Origin of the sequence: Streptomyces sp. NBC_01481 (genome assembly GCF_026339995.1) — a bacterium.
In the GTDB taxonomy this organism is placed as follows: Bacteria; Actinomycetota; Actinomycetes; order Streptomycetales; family Streptomycetaceae; genus Streptomyces.
This window is the reverse complement of sequence record NZ_JAPEPT010000005.1, coordinates 82,507-96,044: the sequence shown is the minus strand read 5'-3', so window position 1 is coordinate 96,044 and position 13,538 is coordinate 82,507. Positions and strand designations below refer to the sequence as shown.

Genomic DNA, 13,538 nt, shown 5'->3' with positions numbered 1-13,538 from the left:
CTCGGCGGAAATCGAGCGCGCGGGGCGTACGGCGTGCCCAGCTGTGGCGGGCGGACATCGCGGCGGGCCCCTCGGGAGCCGCGGGTGTCGTAGAGGTCCCCGTCCCGGTGCACGATTCGGTCCTCGGCCTCCATCTGCTTCCACAGCCGAGATACCCGGCGAGCGTCGCGAGCCGCAGCGGTCAGGTGCGCCACGCCGCCAGGAGTTCCGCCGGACCATACGCGGCGTCAAGTCCGGTGTGCCTGAGGAGACCCCCAGAGACGAACGTCAAAGTCAGCGACATCAATGTTCGTAAGCCGCAAAGCATCCACATGCGAGAAAGCTCCCGGCAGCCATACGGCCGCCGGGAGCTTTCAGCGTGCGGATCAGATGAGGCCGAGCTCGCGGACCGCCGCGCGCTCCTCCTCCAGCTCCTTCACCGACGCGTCGATGCGCGCACGCGAGAACTCGTTGATGTCCAGGCCCTGGACGATCTCGTACGTGCCGTCCTTCGTGGTGACCGGGAACGACGAGATCAGGCCCTCCGGCACGCCGTACGAGCCGTCCGACGGGATGCCCATCGAGGTCCAGTCCCCGTCCGCGGTGCCGTTGACCCAGGTGTGAACGTGGTCGATGGCGGCGTTCGCGGCCGAGGCGGCCGAGGACGCGCCGCGGGCCTCGATGATCGCGGCGCCGCGCTTGGCGACGGTCGGGATGAACTCCTCGGCCAGCCACTTCTCGTCGTTGACGACCTCGGCGGCGTTCTTGCCGGCCACCGACGCGTGGAAGATGTCCGGGTACTGGGTCGCCGAGTGGTTGCCCCAGATGGTGAGGCGCTTGATGTCGGAGACGGCGGCGCCGGTCCTGGCGGCGAGCTGCGAGATCGCGCGGTTGTGGTCCAGGCGGGTCATCGCGGTGAAGCGGTCGGCCGGTACGTCCGGGGCAGCGGCCTGCGCGATGAGCGCGTTGGTGTTGGCCGGGTTGCCGACGACGAGGACCTTGATGTCGTCCGCGGCGTTGTCGTTGATGGCCTTGCCCTGCGGCTTGAAGATGCCACCGTTGGCGGAGAGCAGGTCACCGCGCTCCATGCCCTTGGTGCGCGGGCGGGCGCCGACGAGCAGGGCCACGTTGGCGCCCTCGAAGGCGACGTTCGGGTCGTCGGTGATGTCGATCCCGCGCAGCAGCGGGAAGGCGCAGTCGTCGAGCTCCATCGCGGTACCCTCGGCGGCCTTCAGGCCCTGCGGGATTTCGAGCAGACGCAGCTTCACCGGCACATCCGCGCCGAGCAGGTGGCCGGAGGCGATGCGGAAGAGCAGCGCGTAGCCGATCTGGCCGGCCGCGCCGGTCACGGTGACGTTGACGGGAGTGCGGGTCATGGCGATCTCCGTAAGACAGCTGGCGGTAGGGGTCCCTGCCCCTGATGCTGGACATCTCCCATGATCGATCGGTGTCTCGACATGAAGAGATATCCAGCGGTCAGGCTATCCGACCCCGGACACCGCCAACCTACGCCCCCTAGTGGCACGGATCACTGCGGCGTGGTGCAGCCGTTGACGCCCGTCGTGAGCGTGGCGCACGCCTTCGCGTCGGCCGGCCCGGTCACCGCGGTCATCGGGGTGTACGCGTCCTTGTCGGCGTTCACCAGGCCGTTCTGGGCGCCCTTGCCTCCCACGCTGATCTGCACCGTGTCGCCCGGTGCCGCGCGGGTGATACGGGCCCAGGACGCCTGGCAGGTCTTGCTGTAGCGGACCTCGACGAAGGCCTTGCCGACGGTCGCGGACGAGACGGTCTTGGCGAACTCGCCGCCGCAGCCCATCGCTTCCGGGTCCTGCCCGGTGCAGTCCTTGCCGCTGCACTTCACTCCATCGGGCAACGGCGGGCTGCTGGTCGTCGGGGCGGTGGAGGGGGGCTTGGCCACGGGCTTGTCGTCGCCGTCCCCGCCCAGGTCGGTCAGCAGAACGGCCGCGGCGATCACCAGCAGGGCGCCGACGAGACCGGCCACGAACATGGTGACCTTGCGCTTGCCGCCGCCCCCATGTCCGGGGGACGGTGCGGAGGGCAGGGACCCCGGCGGGGACGAGGAGTCCGGGTGGCCCGGCCCGCCGAGTCCGCCCGGCTCGTTGTGCGTCGGTACGTACGACGGACTCTGCGGCTGGTGATCCCGGCTGCCCGGATCCCGGCGGCGCCTGCCCGGTTCGTGGCCGGTTTCCGGGTCCGCGGGCGCGGCCGTGCGGCCGCCCGCGCGGCCGTTCGCGGTGCCCGCCGGGGCAGGCCCGAACTCCCCGAGTGCGGCCCGCGCCTGGGATATCCGTATCGCTTCCATCGTCATGTCGTGACGCATCTCGGCCCGGCTCCAGGCCCGCTCGGCGAGCTCCCACATGGTGGTCAGGTGCGTCTGGTTCGTGCCGGTCACCTCGGCGAGCGCGACGATCGCGCCCTTGGGCGCGAGCAGCCGCCCGTTGAGATACCGCTCCCAGGACGTCTTGCTGTACCCGGTGCGGTCCGCCACCGCGGCAATGCCGAGCCCACTGCGGTCCACCAGTCGGCGCAGCTGACTGGTGAACTCCCTGACCTGCGGGTCCAGCTCCTCCGGCAGTGCCTTCCAACGAGGCATGTGCTTCCCCCCTTGTCCCCCGAACGTGCCTGATGTGCCCCGCGCTCCTGACCCCCTGCGGTGTACCTCGGGAGTCCGTGTACCGGACTACCCACTGGGATGCGCAGGGCAAGGATGTCAGTTCCTGTTAACGGCGTGCACGGGAGCACCCGGGACGGTCGGCGCGCCCCGTTGTGCGCCCCGCCCCGGCTGCCGGACCCAGTCTCCCATCCGTTGCGGAACGATCACACCATGGCGGAACTGTCACTTCCGTGCCACAGGCCCCTGGCGTCCCTTGTCCGAGATTGGCGCGTCCATGACTCTTGAAACACGACGGCGCCCGTCCTCCCTCGGGGGAGAGGACGGGCGCCGTCGGTGTTTGCCGGCGCGATACGTGTGGTCCGCGCGTGCCCGTTCGGGCTCTGTGTCCACGGCAGTTGCCCTGGCCGTCAGGCGGAGGCCATCTTCTTCCGCAGATTCGCGTCAAGCACGTCCAGGAACTGCTCCGTGGTCAGCCACGGCGTGTCCTTGGAGATCAGCAGGGCCAGGTCCTTCGTCATCCGGCCACTCTCGACGGTGTCGATGCAGACCTGCTCCAGGGTTTGGGCGAACCTGGTGACCTCGGGTGTGCCGTCCAGCTCGCCCCGGTGGGCGAGACCACGGGTCCAGGCGAAGATCGAGGCGATGGGGTTGGTCGAAGTCGCCCTGCCCTGCTGGTGCTGGCGGTAATGGCGGGTGACCGTGCCGTGCGCGGCCTCGGCCTCGACGGTCCTGCCGTCGGGCGACATGAGGACCGAGGTCATCAGGCCGAGCGAGCCGAAGCCCTGCGCGACGATGTCGGACTGGACGTCGCCGTCGTAGTTCTTGCACGCCCAGACGTAGCCGCCCTCCCACTTGAGCGCCGCGGCGACCATGTCGTCGATGAGGCGGTGCTCGTAGGTCAGACCGGCCTTGTCGAAGTCGGCCTTGAACTCGGCGTCGAAGGTCTCCTGGAAGATGTCCTTGAAGCGGCCGTCGTACTTCTTGAGGATCGTGTTCTTCGTCGACAGGTAGACCGGGAAGTCACGCGCCAGGCCGTAGCGGAACGAGGCGCGCGCGAAGTCGCGGATCGAGTCGTCGTGGTTGTACATGCCGAGCGCGACACCGGCGCCCGGGAACTCGTGGACCTCCACCTCGATCGGCTCGGAGCCGTCCTTGGGGGTGAAGGTCATGGTGAGCGTGCCGGGGCCCGGGATCTTCAGGTCGGTGGCGCGGTACTGGTCGCCGAAGGCGTGACGGCCGACGACGATCGGCCTGGTCCACCCCGGTACGAGCCGCGGCACGTTCTCCATGATGATCGGCTCGCGGAAGATCACGCCGCCGAGGATGTTGCGGATGGTGCCGTTCGGCGAGCGGTACATCGCCTTGAGGTTGAACTCCTCGACCCGCGCCTCGTCCGGCGTGATGGTCGCGCACTTCACGCCGACGCCGTACTCCTTGATGGCGTTGGCCGCGTCGACGGTCACCTGGTCGTTGGTGGCGTCGCGGTGGTCCATGCCCAGGTCGAAGTACTTCAGCTCGACGTCGAGGTACGGAAGGATCAGCTTGTCCTTGATGAAGGACCAGATGATGCGGGTCATCTCGTCGCCGTCGAGCTCGACGACGGGGTTGGCTACGGTGATCTTGGCCATGAGGTGGAACGTCCCTCTCACGCGTCGATGTGTCCCGCCATCAAGGTACTCGACGTGAGCGCGCGCTAACGCACGGTGAAGTGGACCGCGTCCTCCAGGAACGGGACGTCCAGCCAGGGGTTCGGCTGGGTCACGAGCGCGATCAGCACGATCACCGTGCCGAGCAGTCCGTACGTGACCATGTCGGTGAAGCGGGAGCGCACCGCGAGCATTCCGACGGAGGGCAGGATCCGGCGCAGGACGGCGCCGGTGATGAGCGCGACCCCGATGAGGATCGTGCCCACCCGGAACGCGTCGGCGAAGGCGTCCGTGCCGACGACGACGAGCCCGAGACCGGCCAGGGCGAGAACGGTGAGCAGGGGCCACTGCCGCGCGGGCGCGGAAGCGTCGCCGGGGGCGGCGCGCCCGCCGCCTTCGGGCCGGGCGGTGTCCCGGGTGAGGGAGGGCGGCCGCCGGGAGGGGGCTTTGGGGGCGGGCGGGGTCTCGGCCTCCGGCGCGTGCAGCCCGTCGGCGGTGTGGACCTCCGGCCTCCTGTCCGAGTCGCCGGAGCCGGTACCCGTACCGCTGGAGCCCTCGGAGTCGGCGTCCGCAGCCGCGGTCCGCGGGTGGACCGCCTCTGCCATGACGGCCGCGGCCGCCACGTCCGGGGCAGGCGATGCGGCCGCCACGTCCGGGGCAGGCTCGCCCGCGCGGCCGGGCCCGGCCCCGGGGGCCGCGCCCGCCGCGCCGCCCGCCGGCTCGGATTCGTCGTTCGTGCGTACGCCCATGGGCTCAGCCTCTCCCGATCCGCTCAGCCCTCGGCAGCGACAGTCGCGCGCTCGGCCGCCTCGACGACATTGACCAGCAACTGCGCGCGAGTCATCGGGCCCACGCCTCCCGGGTTCGGCGAGATCCAGCCCGCGACCTCCGCGACGCCCGGGTGAACGTCTCCGGCGATCTTGCCTTCCGCGTCACGGCTGACGCCGACGTCGAGGACCGCGGCCCCCGGCTTGACGTCCTCGGGCTTGATGATGTGCTGCACACCGGCCGCCGACACGATGATGTCGGCCTGCCGCAGATGCATCGGCAGATCGCGCGTGCCGGTGTGGCACTGCGTCACCGTCGCGTTCTCGGACTTGCGGGTGAGCATCAGCGGCAGGGAGCGGCCCACGGTGATACCGCGGCCGAGGACCACGATGTGCGCGCCCTTGATCTCGACGCCGTGGTGGCGGAGCAGCTGGATGATGCCGTTCGGAGTGCACGGCAGCGGCCCCTCGATGCCCAGCACGAGGCGCCCGAGGCTCATCGGGTGCAGCCCGTCCGCGTCCTTGGCCGGGTCCATCAGCTCGAGCACCTTGTTGGTGTCGATGTGCTTGGGCAGCGGGAGTTGGACGATGTAGCCGGTGCAATCGGGGTCGTCGTTGAGCTCGCGGACGACCGCCTCGATCTCTTCCTGCGAGGCGGTGTCCGGCAGTTCGCGCTGGATGGAGGCGATGCCGACCTGCGCGCAGTCGCGGTGCTTGCCGTTGACGTACCACCGGCTGCCGGGGTCGTCCCCGACGAGCAGCGTCCCGAGGCCGGGGGTGATGCCCCGCTCCTTGAGGGCCGCCACGCGGGCGGTCAGGTCGGACTTGATCGCGGCTGCGGTGGCCTTGCCATCGAGAATCTGGGCAGTCATGGACCCATCCTCGCGGATGGACCCGCCCGGGTTCCAATTCGGCCCTCGTTCCGGTGGCCGCACGCTCCCCTCCTGCCCCGGCAAACAGCAGGGGAGGTTGCACTTGCACAACACATAGGGATACCGACTGGACAAAAAGTCGACGTTAATACCACGATGATCCGCGCAGTACCGCGGCAGTGTTGGGGGGCAAACCGCTGATCTTGTGAAGTTCCTCCGCTCGGACCGCATCGTCCCCGCACTTTCAACGGAGGAATCCCCCCATGAGCTTCGGCGACCCGAACAACCCGTACGGCCAGCCTCAGGGCGGTCAGCCGGGCTACGGCCAGCCCCAGGGCGGCCAGCCGGGCTACGGCCAGCCCCAGCCGCAGGGTCAGCCCGGTTACGGCTACCCGCAGGCCCCGCCGGTCACGCCGTACGGCGGCGGTTTCGTGGGCGGCCCCACGGAGATGCCGGGCGGGGTGAAGGCGGCTCGCGTGATGCTCTTCATCATCGCGGGCTTCCAGGTGATCGGCGCGATCTTCGGCGCGCTGGGTGCCATCGGCGTCGCCAAGGCCAAGGACGACCCGGCCCTCAAGGACGACGTCCAGTTCCAGCAGCTCGCCGACTTTTCGGTCGGCGCGGTGTGGGCCATCGCCTTCCTGATCCTGGCCTGGGGCATCCTCGCGATCGTGCTCGGCGTCAAGTTCAGCAGCGGCGGCAACGGCATCCGCGTCACCGCGATGGTCTTCGGCATCATCACGGCGGTCCTGGGCATCTACCCGTTCGTCGTCGTGGGCCTGGTACACACCGTTCTCGCGATCCTCATCACCGTGTTCGTCGGCAAGTCCGACGGCGGCGAGTGGTTCAATCGCGCGCAGCGCTGAGCTGAGCCTTTCGACAGCACGAAGGCCGTAAACCCCGTCGGCGGGCGGGGTTTACGGCCTTCTGCCGTTCAGGTCAGATCCAGTCGGGTCAGTGGAAGAAGTGGCGCGTGCCCGTGAAGTACATCGTCACGCCCGCCTTCTTCGCCGCCTCGACCACCAGCTCGTCCCGTACCGAACCGCCCGGCTGCACCACGGCCTTGACGCCCGCCGCGGTCAGGATCTCCAGGCCGTCCGGGAACGGGAAGAACGCGTCCGAGGCCGCGTACGAGCCCTGCGCCCGCTCCTCGCCGGCGCGCTCGACCGCGAGCTTCGCCGAGTCGACGCGGTTGACCTGGCCCATGCCGACGCCGACCGACGCACCGCCCTTCGCGAGCAGGATCGCGTTGGACTTCACCGCGCGGCAGGCCCGCCACGCGAAGGCGAGCTCGGCCAGATCGCCGGCGGTCAGCGCCTCGCCGGTTGCGAGCGTCCAGTTCGCCGGGTCGTCGCCGTCGGCCTGGAGGCGGTCGGTGACCTGGAGCAGCGCGCCGCCGTCGATCGGCTTGAGCTCGACCGGGTTGGCCGGGGCGCCCTCGGCGCGCAGCACGCGGATGTTCTTCTTGCGGGCGAGGATCTCGACCGCGCCGTCCTCGTAGCCGGGGGCGACGATGACCTCGGTGAAGATCTCCGCGACCTGCTCCGCCATCTCCTTGGAGACCGGCCGGTTGACCGCGATCACTCCGCCGAACGCGGAGAGCGGGTCGCAGGCGTGCGCCTTGCGGTGCGCCTCGGCGACGTCCGCGCCGACCGCGATACCGCACGGGTTGGCGTGCTTGATGATCGCGACGCACGGCTCTGTGTGGTCGTACGCGGCACGGCGGGCGGCGTCCGTGTCCGTGTAGTTGTTGTACGACATCTCCTTGCCGTGCAGCTGCTCTGCCTCGGCGAGGCCGCCGTTGCCGTTGACGTACAGCGCGGCGCCCTGGTGCGGGTTCTCGCCGTAGCGCAGGACGTTCTCGCGCTCCCAGGTGCTACCGAGGAAGTCGGGGAAGCCCGACTCGTCGGCCGGGGCGTAGGAGCTCGCGAACCAGGAGGCGACGGCCACGTCGTACGCGGCGGTGTGCTGAAAGGCCTCGGCGGCCAGACGCTTGCGGGCGGCGAGGTCGAAGCCGCCCTCCTTGACCGCGGCGAGAACGTCCTTGTACCGCGCGGGGCTGGTGACGACCGCGACGGACGGGTGGTTCTTGGCAGCGGCGCGGACCATCGACGGGCCGCCGATGTCGATCTGCTCGACGCACTCGTCCGGGGTGGCGCCCGAAGCGACGGTCTCCCGGAAGGGGTACAGGTTCACGACCACCAGGTCGAAGGGCTCGACGCCGAGCTCCGCGAGCTGCTCGCGGTGCGACTCGAGGCGCAGATCGGCGAGAATCCCGGCGTGCACGCGCGGGTGCAGCGTCTTGACCCGGCCGTCCAGGCACTCGGGGAAGCCGGTGAGCTCCTCGACCCTGGTGACCGGCACTCCGGCCGCGGCGATCTTCGCGGCGGTGGAACCGGTGGATACCAGCTCGACGCCGGCCTCGTGGAGCCCGTGGGCGAGCTCCTCCAGCCCTGTCTTGTCGTAGACACTCACCAGCGCGCGACGGATGGGCTTATTCACCGACATGAACCTTTCGTCCCTCAATGCGGTAGCCGTTGCGGGCCAGACGCCCCACGACCTCGACGAGCAGCTGACGCTCGACTTCCTTGATGCGCTCGTGAAGAGCGGCTTCGTCGTCCATGTCCCGGACCTCGACCACGCCCTGCGCGATGATCGGTCCGGTGTCGACGCCGTCGTCGACGAAGTGGACGGTGCACCCGGTGACCTTCGCGCCGTACGCGAGCGCGTCACGCACGCCGTGGGCTCCGGGGAAGCTGGGCAGCAGGGCGGGATGCGTGTTCACGAACCGTCCGCCGAAACGGGCGAGGAATTCCTTGCCCACGATCTTCATGAAACCGGCCGAGACGACCAGGTCCGGTTCGTACGCAGCGGTGGCCTCGGCGAGCGCGAGATCCCACGCCTCGCGGGTCTCGTAGTCCTTCACCTTGCACACGAAAGTGGGCAGCCCGGCGCGCTCGGCACGCTCGAGACCGGCGATCGTGTCCCGGTCTGCCCCGACGGCGACGATACGGGCGCCGAAGCCCTGCGGATCGTCGTCGATGGCGTCGAGCAGAGCCTGCAGATTCGTACCGGATCCGGAGACCAGGACCACGAGGCGGGCCGGGCGGGCGGAGTGGGGCGGGGAGGCCACGGCGGGTCTCTTTCTCGCGTGCTTGCTGTTCGCTGGCTGTTCGGCGTTTGTGCGGTCCTACGAATCATTCGCGCCCCGCGATACGGGGAACTCTACGAAGGGGCCGACCGTCAGCAACGATACCGGCACACAGAACGGCCCCCACGGGACGGGGGCGTGGCCGGGAGGTAGCGTCTGGGGACAGGCCCGTCCCCCGACGGGCACGACGACACGAGACCCCATGCGCGCTGGGTCTGAGGGGAAGACGTTCACCAGATGCCGGACCGACGCCGCCGTACGGACCTCCTGTTGCCGCGGGAGCGCCAGTCCACGGATGACAACAATCCCTTCGCGCCGCCGCCGGAGGGCCGGCCGGACCAGCCCTGGCAGCCGCGCCACCCTGCGAACGACGGCAACTCCGACGATCCCTCGTCCGGCTCGTCGGACCCCTCGGGCGACCAGGGCGAGCGCCCGGCCTGGGGCAGCCAGTGGAGCAGCCGCCAGCCGGGCCGCTCGTCGGGCGGCGGCTTCGGCGGCCGCCCCGGCGGCCAGAACGGCGAGAACGGCCAGAACGGCGGAGGCCGAGAGGGCAAGGACGGCGGCTCGCCCGGCGGCCTGAAGTGGGACCCGACGGACCCGGCCCAGCGGCGGGCTCGGTATGCGCTGCTGTCGGGCATGTGGGCGTTCTTCTTCGCCCTGTTCGACCTCCCGGAGATCGCGCTGCTGCTGGGTGCGCTGGCGCTGTACTGGAGCATCAGCTCCCTGCGCGCCAAGCCCCAGCGCCGCCGGGTGGACCCGACGTCCCCTCCCCCGCCCCCGACGCCGCCGACGCCCCCGAACAAGCCCCAGCTGACGGCGGCGGTGAGCGGCCTGGTGATGGCGAGCATCGCGCTGGTGATCGTGGCGGCGTCGTTCACGGCGCAGCTGGTGTACCGCGACTACTACACGTGCGTGAACGACGCCCTGACGAAGTCGGGCCAGCTGGCCTGCAACGACTTGCTGCCGGATCCGCTGCGCGGAGTGATCGGCGTCAAGGAGTAGCCCCCGGCCCACTGAGCGCGGGCGGCGATGCCTCCGCTCCCGCCCCATCGTGGCGGCTGGGGCTTGCCCGGGTGCCCATCCGGGTGGGGCAAGTCTGGCCGACGCCCCCTGCGGCGCGAAGCTGCCGCACACCCGGGGCCAGGGGCCTGCCCCATGCCCGCCTGCGGCCCACTACTGCCCCACCCCAGACAGGTCTGCGGACCCCGCCGACACCCCTTGCGGCGCGAAGCTGCCGGGCACCCGGGGCCGGGGGCCTGCCCGGCCTGCGGCCCACAACTGCCCCGCCCCAGACAGGTCTGCGGACCCCGCCCACGCCCCCTTGCGGCGCGAAGCTGCCGCACGCCCGGGGCCGGGGGCCTGCCCCCCTGCCCGGCCTGCGGCCCACAACTGCCCCACCCCAGACAGGTCTGCGGACCCCGCCCACGCCCCCTGCGGCGCGAAGCTGCCGCACGCCCGGGCCGGGGGCCTGCCCCCCTGCCCGGCCTGCGGCGCGAAGCTGCCGCCTCCCAGGGGTCTGGGGGCCGTGCCCCCAGTTTCGGGAAGGGGTGGGGCTGGGGATAAACCCTTACGGTGCCGCCGACGGCCCGGGCTCTTCCGGTGCCGGAGGCTCACCCTCCGGCTTCGCCGCAACCAGCGGCACCGACGGCCCGGGCTCCTCTGGTGCCGGTGGCTCACCCTCCGGCTCCGCCGCAACCGGCACCGGCGGGAACTCCGCCATCAGGCCCCCCGACGCCTCCTCCAGCGCCACCACCGGCAGGAAGTCGTACCCTTCCGCCTCCTCCGACGACGACGCCGCCGCCGACAAAGCAGGCTCGGCCACAACCCCCGCCCCCCGCATCCGCCACGCCCGTACCCCCAGCGCCCCCGGCACCCCCACCGCCGCCGTCCAGGCCGTCGCCGCCGCGCCCGTCAGCCACCACACCGGGCCGAACGCCGCCAGCCTGCCCGTGCCCATCGGGCCGCCCGCCGCCGCCGCGAGCCCTGTGGTGAGGAGCCCGCAGCCCACCGCGCCCAGCAGCGCCGCGAGCGCGGTCTCGCGGACGCCCGACACCGCGTCTCTCCGTACCGTGAACCAGGCGATCACCATCCCCGCCACCACCGGCACGACCACCACCGCCCAGTTCAGCGGGGTCCCGCGACCCTCCGCCGGGACCGCGGACAGCAGCGGGAAGTGGGGCAGTGCCGGGTCGCCGGTGAGCGCGAGCGGCGTCGCCATGGCGCCCGTACCGAGCGAGAAACCCGGGCCGAGACCGTACGCCGCGCCCCACGCTGCCGCGTTCGGCACCAGCGCAAGCCCCAGCAGCAGCAGCGCGAGCCGTCCCGACCACTCATCCGCGAGGTGCAGGAACGATTCCTGCGTCGCGTCCGCGTGCCACACCAGTGACACCGCGACCAGCAGCGCCCCACCCCCCAGCAGCGCCAGCGCCCCCGCCGCCGCGGACCGCGCGGCGACGGTGTTCCGGGTACGGGCGAGCTCGACCCGTACCCGCTCGGGCAGCCACGCGGGCAGCGGCCCGATCGGCCGCCCGCTCGCGGTCCACACCCCGGCCGCCGCGGAGGCCCCGGCCACCAGCGGCACATGGAGGAGCGCGCTCAGCGCGTCGGCGGCCAGCGGACCGCGCGTCGCATAGACCACCACGGCCCCGCCGACCAGCAGATATCCCGCGGTCACCGCGCACAGCACCCCCCGCGCCGACGCCCGCGGCCGCCCCTCGTCCGGTTCGAGCGCATCGCGCGCGGCCCGGTACGTGAGCAGCGCGGGCAGGGCGACGAGCAGCAGCGGTACGACGCCGACCGGCGCCGGGTTCCCGGAGAGCGTGTCGGCGCGTACGAGCTCCGTGCCGTGCGCCAGCAGCCACAGCCCCGCGGCGACGTGCAGTGCCCCGCCAGGACCCCTGTCCGGGTAGGGGGAGCTGATCCACAGCACCATCACGAGGGCGGCAAGCGCGCCGAGCCCGAGCCCCGCGGCGGTCACCCCGCATACGACGGCCGCGGCCAGCGCGGGCGCCCGGCCCCCCTGGACGACGGCCGGGGCCTGCGACAGCAACGGGCTGGGCTCAGTCATCTGCGTCACGCGGCCATGCTGCCAACGACACGCGGTTTATCCATGTAACAGGCGAATGCCCGCTGTGTCGCTCAAGATACGTTTATGTACTTTTCGCCTGGTGCGGCGCTGCGCGGAGCCTCTCATGACTGAGAGCACCCGACACTCTGCGTCCGACTCCCTGCCCTCCCCCAAGGAACGGCGCAGGCTGCGCGAGGCGATGTCCCTGAGCGAGGAGCAGGTGGCAACAACGGTAGGCGTCACACGGGCGACGGTCAGAAACTGGGAGACCGGGCGGAGCAGCCCCCGGGGACGCAAGCTCAGGCTGTACGCGCAGCTCCTCGCGGATGCGGGACCCGAGGAGTCGTCCCGTATGCCGGACCCTGCCCCGGACCATGAACCGGCACCCAAGCCCGAGCCCAAGCCCAAGCAGTCCCACGCCACCACCCGGCCGAAGCCCGCCGCCAAGCGCGCGGCCAAGCCCCCCACGCTCCCCGCCCACCCGGCCCCGCCGCCCTCCGCCGCACCGCAGTCCAGCCCGCCCCTGACACCGCCCGTACCCCCGGCCCCCACCCCGGCCGAGGCCTTCGACGCCCTCTACGCGTACGCCGCCCCCGCGCTCGTGCGCCAGGCCTACCTGCTCACCGGCCGTCGCAGGCTCTCCCACGAGGCCGTCGAGCGCGCCTTCCACCTCGCCTGGCAGCGCTGGCCCGAGGTCGCGGTCGACGGGGACCCGCCCGGCTGGGTGCGGGCCGCCGCGTACGAGCACGCCATGTCTCCCTGGCAGCGAATGCGGCGCGTCCACCGCCACCCCGACCCCCCGCCCGCCGAGCAGGACCGCCGCGAACTGCTGGACGCACTCCTCGAACTGCCCCCGCACTACCGCCGGACGCTGCTGCTCTACGACGGCGTGGGCCTCGACCTGCCCGACACGGCCGCCGAGACGGAGGCGAGCACGCCCGCCGCGGCGAGCCGGGTGCTGCACGCGCGCGCAGCCCTGGCCGAGCGGGTGCCCGGACTCGACGCGCCGGACTCACTCCACGACCGGCTCACCGCACTCGCCAACTCCTGTCCGGCGCCCCGGCTGATGCCCGCGCAGGCGGTACGGACGGGCAGCGAGCGCCAAGCCCGGTTCTGGACGCGGGTCGCTGTCACCGTCACCACCCTGATCGTCGGTGTCACCACTCTGACCATGCTCAACGCGCCGACCCGGTACGAGCCGCCGGTCTCCCCCGGCCGACAGGTCGAGGGCGTACCGCCGCACAAAGGACCGCAGAAGCTGACCCCGAAGGACAAGAAGCTGCGCGCGAGACTGCTCTCCGAGCCGGTGCACGGCCCGGAACGGCTTGTACCGCAAGATCGCTGAGCCACGGCGCCGAGCAGGAGCGCCCAGCAACGCGTGTGGGCCCGCACCTCGTTGAGAGGTACGGGCCCACACGTGA

The 13,538-nt window shown here is 71.5% G+C and carries 11 protein-coding genes; 3 read left to right on the top strand and 8 right to left on the bottom strand.

The annotated features are described in order from the left end of the window. Positions 1-365: 365 nt before the first annotated feature. From OOK40_RS26470 to OOK40_RS26450, 5 genes are all read right to left on the bottom strand, one after another. The gene (locus OOK40_RS26470) at positions 366-1,355 is read right to left on the bottom strand and encodes a malate dehydrogenase (RefSeq protein WP_266486735.1); all 990 of its coding nucleotides are present in this window, start codon (positions 1,353-1,355) and stop codon (positions 366-368) included. 152 nt (positions 1,356-1,507) lie between these two features. Beyond that, on the bottom strand, positions 1,508-2,593 hold the full coding sequence (locus tag OOK40_RS26465; protein WP_266486733.1) for an XRE family transcriptional regulator: 1,086 nt from the start codon (positions 2,591-2,593) through the stop codon (positions 1,508-1,510). Positions 2,594-3,021: 428 nt separating this feature from the next. Further along, complete coding sequence (locus OOK40_RS26460) at positions 3,022-4,242, bottom strand: NADP-dependent isocitrate dehydrogenase (RefSeq protein ID WP_266486731.1); 1,221 nt, start codon at positions 4,240-4,242, stop codon at positions 3,022-3,024. Positions 4,243-4,307: 65 nt separating this feature from the next. Beyond that, a complete protein-coding gene (locus OOK40_RS26455; RefSeq protein WP_266486729.1) occupies positions 4,308-5,009 on the bottom strand; it encodes a DUF3017 domain-containing protein in 702 nt (233 codons plus the stop codon). 23 nt (positions 5,010-5,032) lie between these two features. Further along, on the bottom strand, positions 5,033-5,899 hold the full coding sequence (locus OOK40_RS26450; RefSeq protein ID WP_266486727.1) for a bifunctional methylenetetrahydrofolate dehydrogenase/methenyltetrahydrofolate cyclohydrolase: 867 nt from the start codon (positions 5,897-5,899) through the stop codon (positions 5,033-5,035). Between the two features lie 263 nt (positions 5,900-6,162). Here OOK40_RS26450 and OOK40_RS26445 point away from each other — a divergent pair, with 263 nt between their 5' ends. Further along, entirely contained in the window at positions 6,163-6,765 is a 603-nt protein-coding gene (locus OOK40_RS26445) for a hypothetical protein (RefSeq protein WP_266486725.1), read from the top strand. 88 nt (positions 6,766-6,853) lie between these two features. Here the strand turns inward: OOK40_RS26445 and purH are convergent, their stop codons facing one another. Further along, on the bottom strand, positions 6,854-8,407 hold the full coding sequence (gene purH, locus OOK40_RS26440) for a bifunctional phosphoribosylaminoimidazolecarboxamide formyltransferase/IMP cyclohydrolase (protein WP_266486723.1): 1,554 nt from the start codon (positions 8,405-8,407) through the stop codon (positions 6,854-6,856). Further along, a complete protein-coding gene (gene purN, locus OOK40_RS26435) occupies positions 8,394-9,032 on the bottom strand; it encodes a phosphoribosylglycinamide formyltransferase (RefSeq protein WP_266486722.1) in 639 nt (212 codons plus the stop codon). The genes purH and purN overlap by 14 nt, the downstream gene beginning before the upstream one ends. A 255-nt stretch (positions 9,033-9,287) precedes the next feature. Here purN and OOK40_RS26430 point away from each other — a divergent pair, with 255 nt between their 5' ends. Then, positions 9,288-10,052 carry a hypothetical protein gene (locus tag OOK40_RS26430; protein WP_266486718.1) on the top strand — a complete coding sequence of 255 codons (765 nt, stop codon included), beginning with the start codon at positions 9,288-9,290 and terminating at the stop codon, positions 10,050-10,052. 565 nt (positions 10,053-10,617) lie between these two features. Here the strand turns inward: OOK40_RS26430 and OOK40_RS26425 are convergent. Continuing rightward, positions 10,618-12,117 carry a DUF6350 family protein gene (locus OOK40_RS26425; RefSeq protein WP_266487646.1) on the bottom strand — a complete coding sequence of 500 codons (1,500 nt, stop codon included), beginning with the start codon at positions 12,115-12,117 and terminating at the stop codon, positions 10,618-10,620. A gap of 124 nt (positions 12,118-12,241) precedes the next feature. Between OOK40_RS26425 and OOK40_RS26420 the strand changes: the two genes are divergently transcribed. Beyond that, positions 12,242-13,462: a helix-turn-helix domain-containing protein gene (locus OOK40_RS26420; protein WP_266486716.1), complete on the top strand. Its 1,221-nt coding sequence runs from the start codon at positions 12,242-12,244 to the stop codon at positions 13,460-13,462. The last annotated feature ends 76 nt before the right edge of the window (positions 13,463-13,538 follow it).

What these genes read in the sequence shown, in the direction of transcription:
- OOK40_RS26470 (WP_266486735.1), bottom strand. Translation starts at nt 1,355, where the DNA reads ATGACCCGCACTCCCGTCAACGTCACCGTGACCGGCGCGGCCGGCCAG.
- OOK40_RS26465 (WP_266486733.1), bottom strand. Translation starts at nt 2,593, where the DNA reads ATGCCTCGTTGGAAGGCACTGCCGGAGGAGCTGGACCCGCAGGTCAGG.
- OOK40_RS26460 (WP_266486731.1), bottom strand. Translation starts at nt 4,242, where the DNA reads ATGGCCAAGATCACCGTAGCCAACCCCGTCGTCGAGCTCGACGGCGAC.
- OOK40_RS26455 (WP_266486729.1), bottom strand. Translation starts at nt 5,009, where the DNA reads ATGGGCGTACGCACGAACGACGAATCCGAGCCGGCGGGCGGCGCGGCG.
- OOK40_RS26450 (WP_266486727.1), bottom strand. Translation starts at nt 5,899, where the DNA reads ATGACTGCCCAGATTCTCGATGGCAAGGCCACCGCAGCCGCGATCAAG.
- OOK40_RS26445 (WP_266486725.1), top strand. Translation starts at nt 6,163, where the DNA reads ATGAGCTTCGGCGACCCGAACAACCCGTACGGCCAGCCTCAGGGCGGT.
- purH (WP_266486723.1), bottom strand. Translation starts at nt 8,407, where the DNA reads ATGTCGGTGAATAAGCCCATCCGTCGCGCGCTGGTGAGTGTCTACGAC.
- OOK40_RS26430 (WP_266486718.1), top strand. Translation starts at nt 9,288, where the DNA reads ATGCCGGACCGACGCCGCCGTACGGACCTCCTGTTGCCGCGGGAGCGC.
- OOK40_RS26425 (WP_266487646.1), bottom strand. Translation starts at nt 12,117, where the DNA reads ATGACTGAGCCCAGCCCGTTGCTGTCGCAGGCCCCGGCCGTCGTCCAG.
- OOK40_RS26420 (WP_266486716.1), top strand. Translation starts at nt 12,242, where the DNA reads ATGACTGAGAGCACCCGACACTCTGCGTCCGACTCCCTGCCCTCCCCC.